A 12,751-nucleotide genomic window follows, 5' to 3' on the forward strand; every position below is an offset into this window, starting at 1 on the left:
TGAAAAAAAGTATTGACAGTAGGGGAAGGTCATGATATACTAATATAGTTGTCGCGCGAGAGCGACAAAGGCCTTTGAAAACTGAACAAGACGAACCAATGTGCAGGGCACTATAACTGAGGTTATAGTAACTGAACAATAAAGAAACAATAAATCTGTCAGTGACAGAATGAGTTTAAGACAAACAATTATTTTAATGAGAGTTTGATCCTGGCTCAGGATGAACGCTGGCGGCGTGCCTAATACATGCAAGTAGAACGCTGAAGGAGGAGCTTGCTCTTCTGGAAGAGTTGCGAACGGGTGAGTAACGCGTAGGTAACCTGCCTCTTAGCGGGGGATAACTATTGGAAACGATAGCTAATACCGCATAAAAGTCGACATTGCATGATGTTGACTTGAAAGGTGCAACTGCATCACTAAGAGATGGACCTGCGTTGTATTAGCTAGTTGGTGAGGTAACGGCTCACCAAGGCGACGATACATAGCCGACCTGAGAGGGTGATCGGCCACACTGGGACTGAGACACGGCCCAGACTCCTACGGGAGGCGCAGTAGGGAATCTTCGGCAATGGGGGCAACCCTGACCGAGCAACGCGCGTGAGTGAAGAAGGTTTTCGGATCGTAAAGCTCTGTTGTAAGAGAAGAACGAGTGTGAGAGTGGAAAGTTCACGCTGTGACGGTATCTTACCAGAAAGGGACGGCTAACTACGTGCCAGCAGCCGCGGTAATACGTAGGTCCCGAGCGTTATCCGGATTTATTGGGCGTAAAGCGAGCGCAGGCGGTTAGATAAGTCTGAAGTTAAAGGCTGTGGCTTAACCATAGTACGCTTTGGAAACTGTTTAACTTGAGTGCAGAAGGGGAGAGTGGAATTCCATGTGTAGCGGTGAAATGCGTAGATATATGGAGGAACACCGGTGGCGAAAGCGGCTCTCTGGTCTGTAACTGACGCTGAGGCTCGAAAGCGTGGGGAGCAAACAGGATTAGATACCCTGGTAGTCCACGCCGTAAACGATGAGTGCTAGGTGTTGGGTCCTTTCCGGGACTCAGTGCCGCAGCTAACGCATTAAGCACTCCGCCTGGGGAGTACGACCGCAAGGTTGAAACTCAAAGGAATTGACGGGGGCCCGCACAAGCGGTGGAGCATGTGGTTTAATTCGAAGCAACGCGAAGAACCTTACCAGGTCTTGACATCCCTCTGACCGCTCTAGAGATAGAGTTTTCCTTCGGGACAGAGGTGACAGGTGGTGCATGGTTGTCGTCAGCTCGTGTCGTGAGATGTTGGGTTAAGTCCCGCAACGAGCGCAACCCCTATTGTTAGTTGCCATCATTGAGTTGGGCACTCTAGCGAGACTGCCGGTAATAAACCGGAGGAAGGTGGGGATGACGTCAAATCATCATGCCCCTTATGACCTGGGCTACACACGTGCTACAATGGCTGGTACAACGAGTCGCGAGTCGGTGACGGCAAGCTAATCTCTTAAAGCCAGTCTCAGTTCGGATTGTAGGTCGCAACTCGCCTACATGAAGTCGGAATCGCTAGTAATCGCGGATCAGCACGCGCGGTGAATACGTTCCCGGGCCTTGTACACACCGCCCGTCACACCACGAGAGTTTGTAACACCCGAAGTCGGTGAGGTAACCATTTGGAGCCAGCCGCCTAAGGTGGGATAGATGATTGGGGTGAAGTCGTAACAAGGTAGCCGTATCGGAAGGTGCGGCTGGATCACCTCCTTTCTAAGGAAAAGGAAACCTGTACGTTGGTCTTGTTTAGTTTTGAGAGGTCTTGTGGGGCCTTAGCTCAGCTGGGAGAGCGCCTGCTTTGCACGCAGGAGGTCAGCGGTTCGATCCCGCTAGGCTCCATTAACACTATAAGGGTGTTAAGATTGAACATTGAAAATTGAATATCTATATCAAATAGTAACAAGAAAATAAACCGAAACGCTGTAAATATTTAAAGAGTTTAGGTCGCAAGACCAAAAATAAGGTTAAGTTAATAAGGGCGCACGGTGGATGCCTTGGCACTAGAAGCCGAAGAAGGACGTGACAAACGACGAAATGCTTTGGGGAGCTGTAAGTAAGCGACGATCCAGAGATGTCCGAATGGGGGAACCCACTAGCTAATGGCTAGTACTCCTATCTGTTAAGGATAGGTAGAGGAAGACGCAGTGAACTGAAACATCTAAGTAGCGCAGGAAGAGAAAGCAAAAGCGATTGCCTGAGTAGCGGCGAGCGAAACGGCAGGAGGGCAAACCGAAGAGTTTACTCTTCGGGGTTGTAGGACTGCAACGTGGACTTAAAGATTATAGAAGAATGACATGGGAAGGTCAGCCAAAGAGAGTAAGAGCCTCGTATTCGAAATAGTCTTTATACCTAGCAGTATCCTGAGTACGGCGGGACACGAGAAATCCCGTCGGAATCTGGGAGGACCATCTCCCAACCCTAAATACTCTCTAGTGACCGATAGTGAACCAGTACCGTGAGGGAAAGGTGAAAAGCACCCCGGGAGGGGAGTGAAATAGAACCTGAAACCGTGTGCCTACAACAAGTTCGAGCCCGTTAATGGGTGAGAGCGTGCCTTTTGTAGAATGAACCGGCGAGTTACGATATGATGCGAGGTTAAGTTGAAGAGACGGAGCCGTAGGGAAACCGAGTCTGAATAGGGCGCAATAGTATTATGTCGTAGACCCGAAACCATGTGACCTACCCATGAGCAGGTTGAAGGTGAGGTAAAACTCACTGGAGGACCGAACCAGGGCACGTTGAAAAGTGCTTGGATGACTTGTGGGTAGCGGAGAAATTCCAAACGAACTTGGAGATAGCTGGTTCTCTCCGAAATAGCTTTAGGGCTAGCGTCGACATTAAGATTCTTGGAGGTAGAGCACTGTTTGGGTGAGGGGTCCATCCCGGATTACCAATCTCAGATAAACTCCGAATGCCAATGAATTATGGTCGGCAGTCAGACTGCGAGTGCTAAGATCCGTAGTCGAAAGGGAAACAGCCCAGACCACCAGCTAAGGTCCCAAAATAATTGTTAAGTGGAAAAGGATGTGGGGTTGCACAGACAACTAGGATGTTAGCTTAGAAGCGACTATTCATTCAAAGAGTGCGTAATAGCTCACTAGTCGAGTGACCCTGCGCCGAAAATGTACCGGGGCTAAAACAATTTACCGAAGCTGTGGATACCTTTATAGGTATGGTAGGAGAGCGTTCTATGTGTGGAGAAGGTGTACCGTGAGGAGCGCTGGAACGCATAGAAGTGAGAATGCCGGTATGAGTAGCGAAAGACAGGTGAGAATCCTGTCCACCGTAAGACTAAGGTTTCCAGGGGAAGGCTCGTCCGCCCTGGGTTAGTCGGGACCTAAGGAGAGACCGAAAGGTGTATCCGATGGACAACAGGTTGATATTCCTGTACTAGAGTATGTAGTGAAGGAGGGACGCAGTAGGCTAACTAAAGCGTGCGACTGGAAGTGCACGTCTAAGCAGTGAGGTGTGAATTGAGTTAAATGCTTAATTCTATAACATTGAGCTGTGATGGGGAGCGAAGTTTAGTAGCGAAGTTAGTGACGTCACACTGCCAAGAAAAGCTTCTAGCGTTAATCATACTCTACCCGTACCGCAAACCGACACAGGTAGTCGAGGCGAGTAGCCTCAGGTGAGCGAGAGAACTCTCGTTAAGGAACTCGGCAAAATGACCCCGTAACTTCGGGAGAAGGGGTGCTGGCTTAAAGTCAGCCGCAGTGAATAGGCCCAAGCAACTGTTTATCAAAAACACAGCTCTCTGCTAAATCGTAAGATGATGTATAGGGGGTGACGCCTGCCCGGTGCTGGAAGGTTAAGAGGAGTGCTTAGAGGTAACTCGAAGGTATGAATTGAAGCCCCAGTAAACGGCGGCCGTAACTATAACGGTCCTAAGGTAGCGAAATTCCTTGTCGGGTAAGTTCCGACCCGCACGAAAGGCGTAATGATTTGGGCACTGTCTCAACGAGAGACTCGGTGAAATTTTAGTACCTGTGAAGATGCAGGTTACCCGCGACAGGACGGAAAGACCCCATGGAGCTTTACTGCAGTTTGATATTGAGTGTCTGTACCACATGTACAGGATAGGTAGGAGCCATTGATATCGGGACGCCAGTTTCGATGGAGGCGTTGTTGGGATACTACCCTTGTGTTATGGCCACTCTAACCCGGTAGGTTAATCATCTACGGAGACAGTGTCTGACGGGCAGTTTGACTGGGGCGGTCGCCTCCTAAAAGGTAACGGAGGCGCCCAAAGGTTCCCTCAGAATGGTTGGAAATCATTCGCAGAGTGTAAAGGTATAAGGGAGCTTGACTGCGAGAGCTACAACTCGAGCAGGGACGAAAGTCGGGCTTAGTGATCCGGTGGTTCCGTATGGAAGGGCCATCGCTCAACGGATAAAAGCTACCCTGGGGATAACAGGCTTATCTCCCCCAAGAGTTCACATCGACGGGGAGGTTTGGCACCTCGATGTCGGCTCGTCGCATCCTGGGGCTGTAGTCGGTCCCAAGGGTTGGGCTGTTCGCCCATTAAAGCGGCACGCGAGCTGGGTTCAGAACGTCGTGAGACAGTTCGGTCCCTATCCGTCGCGGGCGTAGGAAATTTGAGAGGATCTGCTCCTAGTACGAGAGGACCAGAGTGGACTTACCGCTGGTGTACCAGTTGTCTCGCCAGAGGCATCGCTGGGTAGCTATGTAGGGAAGGGATAAACGCTGAAAGCATCTAAGTGTGAAACCCACCTCAAGATGAGATTTCCCATGATTTTATATCAGTAAGAGCCCTGAGAGAAGATCAGGTAGATAGGTTAGGAGTGGAAGTTGTGTGAGCAATGGAGCGGACTAATACTAATAGCTCGAGGACTTATCCAAAGAGTCAGAAGATATTGACAACGAAAGGTTAACTTGTTAGAATATAGATGTTCAATTTTGAATGTTTAATCATTCAGAGTTAAGTGACGATAGCCTAGGAGATACACCTGTACCCATGCCGAACACAGCAGTTAAGCCCTAGAACGCCGGAAGTAGTTGGGGGTTGCCCCCTGTGAGATAAGGTAGTCGCTTAGCAAGAGATTGAGCCTAGTAGATACTAGGCTCATTTGGGAGTTTAGCTTAGTTGGAATTGAGAGGCAATCGAGATTCCAATCGGCGGATAAGAGAAACGCAGTTTCTGACCGTTGGCTGAGTTAAACGACCATAAGGGAGTTTAGCTCAGCTGGGAGAGCATCTGCCTTACAAGCAGAGGGTCAGCGGTTCGATCCCGTTAACTCCCATTTAAGCGGGTGTAGTTTAGTGGTAAAACTACAGCCTTCCAAGCTGTTGTCGCGAGTTCGATTCTCGTCACCCGCTTTGAACGTTTTGTTCATTTTACCAAGTTTTTTAACTTGGGCGCGTAGCTCAGGTGGTTAGAGCGCACGCCTGATAAGCGTGAGGTCGGTGGTTCGAGTCCACTCGTGCCCATTAAGAGTATGGTCCGTTGGTCAAGGGGTTAAGACACCGCCTTTTCACGGCGGTAACACGGGTTCGAATCCCGTACGGACTATATATTTGGAGGATTACCCAAGTCCGGCTGAAGGGAACGGTCTTGAAAACCGTCAGGCGTGTAAAAGCGTGCGTGGGTTCGAATCCCACATCCTCCTTAATATTAACGCGGGATGGAGCAGCTCGGTAGCTCGTCGGGCTCATAACCCGAAGGTCGTAGGTTCAAATCCTGCTCCCGCAATTTTGGCTCGGTAGCTCAGTTGGTAGAGCAATGGATTGAAGCTCCATGTGTCGGCGGTTCGATTCCGTCTCGCGCCATCAATTCAATAATCAGGAAGGGTAGCGAAGAGGCTAAACGCGGCGGACTGTAAATCCGCTCCTTCGGGTTCGGGGGTTCGAATCCCTCCCCTTCCATCCTTTACGGGCATAGTTTAAAGGTAGAACTAAGGTCTCCAAAACCTTCAGTGTGGGTTCAATTCCTACTGCCCGTGTTAATAATTGTGGCGGGTGTGGTGAAGTGGTTAACACACCAGATTGTGGCTCTGGCATGCGTGGGTTCGATCCCCATCACTCGCCTATTTTATATTATTGGGGTATAGCCAAGCGGTAAGGCAAGGGACTTTGACTCCCTCATGCGTTGGTTCGAATCCAGCTACCCCAGTTAAATTTATGCCGGCGTGGCGGAATTGGCAGACGCGCTGGACTCAAAATCCAGTGTCCGCAAGGACGTGCCGGTTCGACCCCGGCCGCCGGTATAGATTATAAAAGGAGTTTTTTACTCCTTTTTTTTGTTTATTTTTTTTCTTTTTTGTGATATAATTAACCGGTAAAGTTTCTGCTAGTGAATTAGAAGGAGTTTATTTTGTCTGAAGTTGCAAATAAAATTGATCGTTTTTTAAATTCTATTTTATTGTTATCTGAGAATCAGCATGAGATTTTAGTTGGTTCTTGTACAAGTGGTGTTTCCTTAACCAACACTCAGGAACATATTTTGATGCTGGTTGCTGATGAAGCTCTAACCAATTCTGTCTTAGCAAAGAAATTGAATGTTAGTCAGGCAGCTATCACCAAGGCTGTGAAGCCCTTATTAAGTCAGGGGATGCTGGAGACTTATCGCGATGAAAATGATGCACGGGTTCTCTATTATCGTTTGACGGATATTGGGAAGCCGATTGCTCTTGAACATCAGCATCACCATCTGCATACCCTTCACACTTATGAGGATGTTTTGTCGAAGTTTACTAAGAATGAGCAGGGGGTCATTTCGCGGTTTTTAGATTTATTGGAAGAGGAGTTATAGTTTGAGGTATATTACGGTTTCAAATTTATCGTTCTATTATGATCGAGAACCGGTTCTGGAAGGGATCAATTACTACTTAGATAGTGGAGAGTTTGTTACGCTGACTGGTGAGAATGGGGCTGCTAAGTCAACCTTGATTAAGGCTAGTCTTGGCATTTTACAGCCCAAGGTCGGGACTGTTGAGATTTCAAAGACGAATGTTAAGGGAAAGAAGTTAAGGATTGCTTATTTGCCGCAACAGATTGCTAGTTTTAATGCTGGGTTCCCTAGTACGGTCTATGAATTTGTGAAGTCAGGTCGGTATCCTCGTAAAGGCTGGTTTCGAAAGTTAAATGAGCACGATGAAAAACATATTCTGAAGAGTTTAGAATCTGTTGGAATGCTGGAGTTCAAGGATCGGGCGATTGGTTCTTTGTCTGGTGGTCAGAAACAGCGGGCCGTCATTGCTCGGATGTTTGCATCAGATCCGGATATCTTTGTTTTAGATGAACCGACGACAGGGATGGATGCAACGACAAAGAGTGATTTTTATGAGTTGATGCATCACAGTGCGCATCACCATCAAAAATCTGTTTTGATGATTACGCATGATCCTGAAGAGGTTAACCAATTTGCGGATCGGAATATTCATTTGGTTCGTGACCAAAGCTCTCCTTGGAGATGTTTTAACGTCCATGATACAGAAGGGGAGGGTGACCATGCTTGATTTATTCCAGTATGATTTTATGCAACGGGCCTTGTTGGCTATGGTTGCGATGAGTCTTTTTTCTCCTGTACTAGGGATTTTCTTGATTTTAAGACGGCAGAGTCTGATGAGTGATACGCTGAGTCACGTTTCTCTTGCGGGTGTCGCTTTTGGGCTTTTCCTTGGGATCTCTCCGACGCTCTCGACTATGATCATTGTCATTATAGCTGCGGTCTTTCTTGAGTATTTGCGGACCTTATTTAAGGACTTTATGGAGATCGGGACGGCAATTTTAATGTCCACTGGTCTTGCCCTAGCTTTAGTACTGATGCGTGGTGGTGGGAAAAGCTCGATGAGCTTGGATCAGTATTTGTTTGGTTCTACCCTAACCATTACGGATGAACAGGTGATCGCCTTGTTTGTGATTGCTTTCGTTGTATTAGTGCTAACGGCCTTATTCTTGCGTCCTATGTATATTTTGACCTTTGATGAAGATACGGCCTTTGTAGATGGCCTTCCGGTCCGGACCATGTCCATCTTATTTAATGTGGTAACGGGGGTTGCTATCGCCTTAATGATTCCTGCAGCAGGATCGTTATTGGTTTCAACCATCATGGTCTTACCGGCTAGTATTGCGCTGAAATTAGGGAAGAACTTCCGTGGGGTCATGCTGATTGCGGTCATCATTGGTTTTATCGGGATGTTTAGTGGGTTGATTTTGTCTTATATTGCAGATACACCGGCGAGTGCCAGCATCACGCTTTTATTTGTGGCCTTGTTCTTGCTTGTGAATCTTGGATCACGTTTGAGGAAGTAGATATGAACTTTAAAAAATTTGGTTGGTTATTGTTAGTGGCTTTAACCCTTGTTTTGACAGCTTGTGGCAAAAGTCAGAATCAAAATGGGAAATTAAAAGTGATGACCACTTTCTATCCTGTTTATGATTTTACAAAAAATATTGTCGGAGATGAAGGAACGGTAGACCTGCTCATTGGAGCGGGATCAGAGCCTCATGAATATGAATTGTCTGCTAAGGGGCGGGCTATGATTCAAGATTCGGATGTTTTCGTCTATGAGAATGAAAACATGGAAACCTGGGTTCCAAATCTTTTGAAATCAATGAAGGATAAGAAAACCAAAGTGATCGATGCTACCAAGGGCATGGTCTTGCTTCCTGGATTGGAAGAGGAACATGAACACGAAGGGGGCGAAGAACACCATCATGAATATGATCCTCACCTTTGGCTCTCTCCACATCGTGCCATGAAGATGGTAGAGTCGATTCGCGATCAATTGGTGGCAGCTTATCCAGATAAGAAAAAGACGTTTGAGAAAAATGCCCAAGCCTATCTAAAGAAATTACAGGCCTTGGATCAAGCTTATCAGGATGGGTTGAAAGATGCGAAACAAAAGAATTTCGTGACCCAACACGCGGCTTTCCGTTACTTGGCCTTGGATTATGGCTTAAACCAGGTAGCCATTTCAGGGATTTCACCTGATAGTGAGCCTTCTGCTGCACGATTGCGTGAATTGACAGAGTATATCAAGAAAAATGAGATCAAGGTCATTTACTTTGAGGAAAATGCTTCTAAGTCCTTGGCGAAAACCTTGTCTTCTGAAGCTGGTGTTGAATTGGCTGTCTTAAATCCTTTGGAAAGCCTGACGGATCAAGAAATGAAAGATGGCGAAGACTACGTGTCTGTTATGAAGGAAAATCTGAAGGCGCTAGAGAAAACAACGTCACAAGCTGGTAAGGATATTCAACCGGAACATGAGGAAGATGCTAAGACAGTTCAAAAGGGCTATTTCGAGGATAGTCAAGTGAAGGATCGTAGCTTAGCAAATTATGCAGGTGATTGGAAATCAGTTTATCCATACTTGCAAGATGGAACTTTGGATCAGGTCTTTGATTATAAGGCAAAATTAAATCCAACTATGACGGCTGCTGAGTATAAGGAATATTATACCAAGGGTTACCAAACAGATATTGATCGGATTAAGATTGATAAGGATTCAATGGAGTTTTATCAAAAAGGATCTTCTAAGAAATATACCTATAAATACGTAGGTAAGCACATTTTGACTTATAAGAAGGGAAATCGTGGTGTTCGTTATCTCTTTGAAGCCAAAGAGAGCGATGCGGGAGACTTCAAATATGTTCAATTTAGTGACCATGAAATTACTCCGGTAAAGGCAGCTCACTTCCACATTTTCCATGGAGGAAAGAGTCAAGAAGCGCTTTATGATGAGTTAGAAAATTGGCCAACTTATTATCCTTCTAACTTATCTGGTTTAGAAGTGGCACAGGAAATGCTGGCTCATTAAGAGTTGTATCAAAAGAGAGACTAGGACTGATTATCCCGGTCTCTTTTTGATTAAAAATGGGGAGTGAAGCTTGTCAAATGCTTGAAAATACGTTACAATGAAAGGGCTTTAAATTAAAAAATGTATGGGGAATTTTAAATGAAAAAAGTTGGTGCAATTCTTGTGAGTCTTCTCAGTGTGGTCCTGCTGGTAGCTTGTTCGCAAAAGGGAACGAGCAAAAAATCAACCACCTCCTCTAGTCAAACGACGACCTCTTCTAAGGTCAAAAAGACGGATACTTCTAGTTCGGAAGTGAAGGAGAAAGAAAAAAAAGAAGAGAAAAAAGAAGTGAAGAAAATGGATCTTGAGGCTATTGCCAACGGAGATTACAGCAGTATTGCTGGGGTCTGGCAAGATGATAAAGGAAATAAGCTGGTCTTTAACGACAAAGGGTTGGTCTCACAAGAGTTAGAGGGCTATGGAGCTTCTTTGACGGATTATGGAACAGCATCAGAAGGCATTTATGGTGGTCGTGATGGGGGCTTCTTGTTGGAGTATATTCCTGCGGGAGTAACCATTGGTGATCAGGTCGATGATCAAGGACAAGTCGTCTTTAAGGACACATCAGATGCCTCTAAAAACCGCTTGTGGACTGGTGTTGGTATCGCTAGTTTTGGGGAACAAGGCTCGATCTACTATCAAGTAGGAGATGAATAACAGAAAAAAAGTCGTCTGTTTTCAGACGACTTTTTCTTATGCTTGTGGGGGGATCCAAGAAAGCTCAAATTGGAGTACTTGGGCTTCAAGGAGATCTTGATGGGAAACCTCTTGTTTCTCTTTGCCATCTAACAGGGCTTTTTGGATGAAATAGGCGCCTGCAGTGTGTGAATTGGAGCAAATCTTGAGCTCTTGCTTGGGAATATGGAGAAGGACTTCTTTAAAGAGAGGGAGTCCCAGATCATAGATTGGTTTTCCTGGGCAGGTTGGATAGAGTCCAAGGGCTGACCAGATGTACCAAGCAGATAGACTACCATTGTCCTCATCACCTGGATAGGCTTGGAAATCTTGATGAAAAGCTTGGGAACGGATCTGGTGGATCAGGAGATTGGTGTATTCGGGATGAAGGCTGTGACGGAAGAGGTAGGGAATGTGAAAGCTGGGTTGATTGGAGATGGCAATCTGCCCAAATGGGGCTTGGGCCATTTCACTCATTTCGTGGATTTCATAGCCATATCCTCTTACATCAAATTGAGGTTTTTGATTGGCCAGATCCAGCAGTCGTTGTGTGAAGGCTTTTTTACCACCCATCAGCTCTATTAGGCCGGAGAGGTCGTGTAAGGCTCCAAAAGTAGCCTGGGTTGCAGAGCATTCTGCATAATCTCCTCCCCAGCTGGTAGGAGAGAAGGGCTCTTTAAAGTTTCCATTGGTGGATCGTGCTCTCACAAAGCCTGTTTGGGCATCATACAATGTTCGGTAGGAGAGGCTGGAAGCAGCATACCGAGCGGCTGTTTCTGTATGCCCCAATTGCTTGGCAACGGTAGCAATGCAAAAATCACTATAGGCATAATCTAGGCTATGGCTCACACTTTCGTGAAAATCATCGGGTAGGTAGCCAAGGGCCTTGTAGCTTTCATTGCCATGGCGACCAAAATGTTGATGAGGATCAGTTTTTTGAGCCGTCTGGAGCATAGCTGTCAGCATGTTTTCATGTAGGTCTGGTGCGATCCCTTTTGTGACAGCATCCGCAAAGACTCCATCGATGAGGGTGCCTGGCATCATCCCTCGTTCATCTGGGGCCAACCATTTTGGTAGGAAACCAGTATCCTGGTAAGTGTTTAAAAATCCTTCGAGAAAGTGACGGTAGTAATCGGGGTAGACAAGGCTAAAGAGCGGGAAAGAGGTCCGAAAGAGATCCCAAAATCCGATATTGGTGTAAGCTTTTCCTGGTTTGATTTCCTGATGGGTGACATCCAGGTGCCAGTCATTTCCCTCGGTATCTGTTTCATAAAAGGTTTGAGGGAAAAGGAGGAGTCGGTAAAGGCAATGATCGAAAAAGGCTTGGTCACGCCCTCCGGCATCTTTTACTTCAATTCGTTTTAGCAGCTGATTCCATTGATCGGCTACTTCTTTTTTAGCTTCCTCTAGGGAAAGGTTGGGAAGATGGCTGTGAGCCATGTCTTGGGACAGATAAGAAGTTCCTAATTGGACGGTCACTTCCTTGCTAGCAAAGGTCAGGAAAAGATCTTGATCGATGTGAGTGACGCTCTCAATCGGCTGGCTAAATTGCCACTGGAGATAGAAAGAGTAGGAAGTATCTGCGGTATGGGCCTGATCCAGAATGTGGAAGTGGCAGGTTTGGTCTGTTAGGGTCAAGTCCTCTAGTTCATTTGCTGCATGAAAGCAGAGTGTCAGCTTTTCTGGTGCTCGAAAGCGCATGACAGCCCCGTAGCGGCTTGGAACCAGCTCACTGTGAATCTGATAACGTTCCGAAAAAATCCGAAGGTAGTGGGGCTGGAAAACGGCTTCTTTCATCGAATAACTGCTTTGACGACGGAAGAGGTCGGAACTTGCAATTTCTCCTGTGATGGGCGTGATGAGGCACCAAGCGTAGTCTCCTATCCAAGGACTAGGCTGGTGTGTGAGACGAAATCCCTGAAAAATAGGGAGATTGGGGTTGAAAAACCAAGCTCCTTGTTCGTGTGTCGTCTGGGGAAGGAAGTAATTCATTCCAAAAGGGACTCCTGTATAAGGGAGGGTGTTTCCGTGCGAATAGTGGGGATGATTATCGCTTCCCCAGCGGGTATCGATGGTCTGGCAATGTGTGCGCATCTGGTCTCCTTTTTCTTCATCAACCTTAAATGATCTGTGTTTTTCTTGGAACACGCAGTGGTATTTTCTTCAATTGTATCAAAGCGTTGTCAAATATGATAGCGTTTTTATCAAATGGAAAATTTTGTAGAAAAAGGGC

At 46.5% G+C, this 12,751-nt stretch carries 6 protein-coding genes, 13 tRNA genes and 3 rRNA genes; 21 read left to right on the forward strand and 1 reads right to left on the reverse strand.

The window, feature by feature from the left end; translation table 11 throughout:
• Positions 1–192 precede the first annotated feature (192 nt).
• The 21 genes from AB4X21_RS00900 to AB4X21_RS01000 all read left to right on the forward strand — a co-directional run bounded on the left by AB4X21_RS00900 (position 193) and on the right by AB4X21_RS01000 (position 10,500).
• Positions 193–1,735 (forward strand): 16S ribosomal RNA (locus AB4X21_RS00900).
• Positions 1,736–1,788: 53 nt separating this feature from the next.
• Positions 1,789–1,861: transfer RNA gene (locus tag AB4X21_RS00905), tRNA-Ala, on the forward strand.
• 123 nt (positions 1,862–1,984) lie between these two features.
• A 23S ribosomal RNA gene (locus AB4X21_RS00910) occupies positions 1,985–4,885 on the forward strand.
• A gap of 79 nt (positions 4,886–4,964) precedes the next feature.
• Positions 4,965–5,080: ribosomal RNA gene (gene rrf / locus AB4X21_RS00915) — 5S ribosomal RNA — on the forward strand.
• The 16S, 23S and 5S rRNA genes sit together here with 13 tRNA genes alongside, the layout of an rRNA operon.
• 133 nt (positions 5,081–5,213) lie before the next feature.
• A tRNA-Val gene (locus tag AB4X21_RS00920) sits at positions 5,214–5,286 on the forward strand.
• Positions 5,287–5,291: 5 nt separating this feature from the next.
• Positions 5,292–5,362 (forward strand) — tRNA-Gly (locus AB4X21_RS00925).
• Positions 5,363–5,399: 37 nt separating this feature from the next.
• A tRNA-Ile gene (locus tag AB4X21_RS00930) sits at positions 5,400–5,473 on the forward strand.
• A 10-nt stretch (positions 5,474–5,483) separates the two neighbouring features.
• Positions 5,484–5,555, forward strand: a tRNA-Glu gene (locus AB4X21_RS00935).
• Positions 5,556–5,562: 7 nt separating this feature from the next.
• Positions 5,563–5,652, forward strand: a tRNA-Ser gene (locus AB4X21_RS00940).
• A 9-nt stretch (positions 5,653–5,661) separates the two neighbouring features.
• Positions 5,662–5,735: transfer RNA gene (locus tag AB4X21_RS00945), tRNA-Met, on the forward strand.
• A gap of 4 nt (positions 5,736–5,739) precedes the next feature.
• A tRNA-Phe gene (locus AB4X21_RS00950) sits at positions 5,740–5,812 on the forward strand.
• Between the two features lie 15 nt (positions 5,813–5,827).
• A tRNA-Tyr gene (locus tag AB4X21_RS00955) sits at positions 5,828–5,908 on the forward strand.
• 6 nt (positions 5,909–5,914) lie between these two features.
• A tRNA-Trp gene (locus tag AB4X21_RS00960) sits at positions 5,915–5,985 on the forward strand.
• 12 nt (positions 5,986–5,997) lie between these two features.
• Positions 5,998–6,070, forward strand: a tRNA-His gene (locus AB4X21_RS00965).
• 13 nt (positions 6,071–6,083) lie between these two features.
• Positions 6,084–6,155 (forward strand) — tRNA-Gln (locus AB4X21_RS00970).
• A 10-nt stretch (positions 6,156–6,165) separates the two neighbouring features.
• Positions 6,166–6,249 (forward strand) — tRNA-Leu (locus AB4X21_RS00975).
• Positions 6,250–6,356: 107 nt separating this feature from the next.
• Entirely contained in the window at positions 6,357–6,794 is a 438-nt protein-coding gene (locus AB4X21_RS00980; RefSeq protein ID WP_155172836.1) for a zinc-dependent MarR family transcriptional regulator, read from the forward strand.
• 1 nt (position 6,795) lies between these two features.
• On the forward strand, positions 6,796–7,500 hold the full coding sequence (locus AB4X21_RS00985; RefSeq protein ID WP_003013743.1) for a metal ABC transporter ATP-binding protein: 705 nt from the start codon (positions 6,796–6,798) through the stop codon (positions 7,498–7,500).
• The gene (locus AB4X21_RS00990; RefSeq protein WP_003009676.1) at positions 7,493–8,296 is read left to right on the forward strand and encodes a metal ABC transporter permease; all 804 of its coding nucleotides are present in this window, start codon (positions 7,493–7,495) and stop codon (positions 8,294–8,296) included. The genes AB4X21_RS00985 and AB4X21_RS00990 overlap by 8 nt, the downstream gene beginning before the upstream one ends.
• 2 nt (positions 8,297–8,298) lie before the next feature.
• Positions 8,299–9,804: a zinc ABC transporter substrate-binding protein AdcA gene (locus AB4X21_RS00995; protein ID WP_369088010.1), complete on the forward strand. Its 1,506-nt coding sequence runs from the start codon at positions 8,299–8,301 to the stop codon at positions 9,802–9,804.
• 138 nt (positions 9,805–9,942) lie between these two features.
• On the forward strand, positions 9,943–10,500 hold the full coding sequence (locus tag AB4X21_RS01000; RefSeq protein WP_151379311.1) for a DUF6287 domain-containing protein: 558 nt from the start codon (positions 9,943–9,945) through the stop codon (positions 10,498–10,500).
• A 36-nt stretch (positions 10,501–10,536) separates the two neighbouring features.
• Here AB4X21_RS01000 and AB4X21_RS01005 read toward each other — a convergent pair whose 3' ends face one another.
• Positions 10,537–12,612, reverse strand: coding sequence for a GH92 family glycosyl hydrolase (locus AB4X21_RS01005; protein WP_369088011.1), 2,076 nt, complete (start codon positions 12,610–12,612; stop codon positions 10,537–10,539).
• Positions 12,613–12,751: the final 139 nt, after the last annotated feature.

Source organism: Streptococcus sp. CP1998 (assembly GCF_041026655.1).
GTDB classification, from domain to species: Bacteria; Bacillota; Bacilli; order Lactobacillales; family Streptococcaceae; genus Streptococcus; species Streptococcus dentalis.

Bases quoted from the DNA above. Each gene is read 5' to 3' on its own strand.
- AB4X21_RS00990 (WP_003009676.1), top strand. From the start codon at position 7,493: ATGCTTGATTTATTCCAGTATGATTTTATGCAACGGGCCTTGTTGGCT.
- AB4X21_RS00995 (WP_369088010.1), top strand. From the start codon at position 8,299: ATGAACTTTAAAAAATTTGGTTGGTTATTGTTAGTGGCTTTAACCCTT.
- AB4X21_RS01000 (WP_151379311.1), top strand. From the start codon at position 9,943: ATGAAAAAAGTTGGTGCAATTCTTGTGAGTCTTCTCAGTGTGGTCCTG.
- AB4X21_RS01005 (WP_369088011.1), bottom strand. From the start codon at position 12,612: ATGCGCACACATTGCCAGACCATCGATACCCGCTGGGGAAGCGATAAT.